An 811-nucleotide genomic window follows, 5' to 3' on the forward strand; every position below is an offset into this window, starting at 1 on the left:
AAACGCCCGGTTACATTCCGAACCCGGAAGCTAAGCCTTTCAGCGCCGATGGTACTGCAGGGGGGACCCTGTGGGAGAGTAGGACGCCGCCGAACAATCTTTCAAGGACCCTTGGTCCCAGCGTTCAGCTGGGACCAAGGGTCCTTTTGTTTTCCCGTAGCGCGTCGGGTGTCCGACTGCGTGACAATGTCTTGTAGCACTTGATGACAGGAGTCACACCGATGTCCACCAACTCTCCCGACGATCGTTCGGAGCGCGAGCCGCGTCGCCGGGACGGTGGTGACCGGGGCGGTTTCAGCGGCCGTCGTGACGACCGCTCCGGCGGACCGCGCCGAGACAACGACCGTGGTGGCTACCGTCGCGACGACAGCCGGCCCACCGGTGGTGGCGGGTTCCGTCGGGATGACCGGGATCGTGATCGTGGGCCGCGTCGTGACGACGACCGTGGTGGTTTCCGTGGGCCGCGTCGTGATGACGACCGTGGTGGGCGGTCCGGCGGTGGGTTCGAGCGGCGGGACGACCGGCCGCGTGGGCCGCGTCGCGACGACGACAGCCGTGGCGGTTCCGGTGGCGGTTTCCGTCGGGACGACCGGCGTGATGAGCGTTCGGGTGGGTTCCGTCGGGACGACAGCCGTGGTGGTTCCGGCGGTGGTTTCCGTCGGGATGACCGGGAGCGTGATCGTGGGCCGCGTCGTGACGACGACCGTGGTGGTTTCCGTGGGCCGCGTCGTGACGACGACCGTGGTGGTTTCCGTGGGCCGCGTCGTGATGACGACCGTGGTGGGCGGTCCGGCGGTGGGTTCGAGCGGCG

The 811-nt window shown here is 68.2% G+C and carries 1 rRNA gene and 1 pseudogene; both read left to right on the forward strand.

Annotated features, from left to right (window positions below):
* Positions 1–95: ribosomal RNA gene (gene rrf / locus ACF1B9_RS18640) — 5S ribosomal RNA — on the forward strand; the annotation flags it as partial.
* Between the two features lie 307 nt (positions 96–402).
* A pseudogene (locus ACF1B9_RS18645) lies at positions 403–811 on the forward strand (hypothetical protein); the annotation flags it as partial.

This window comes from Streptomyces sp. NPDC014727, assembly GCF_043083485.1.
GTDB lineage: Bacteria > Actinomycetota > Actinomycetes > Streptomycetales > Streptomycetaceae > Streptomyces.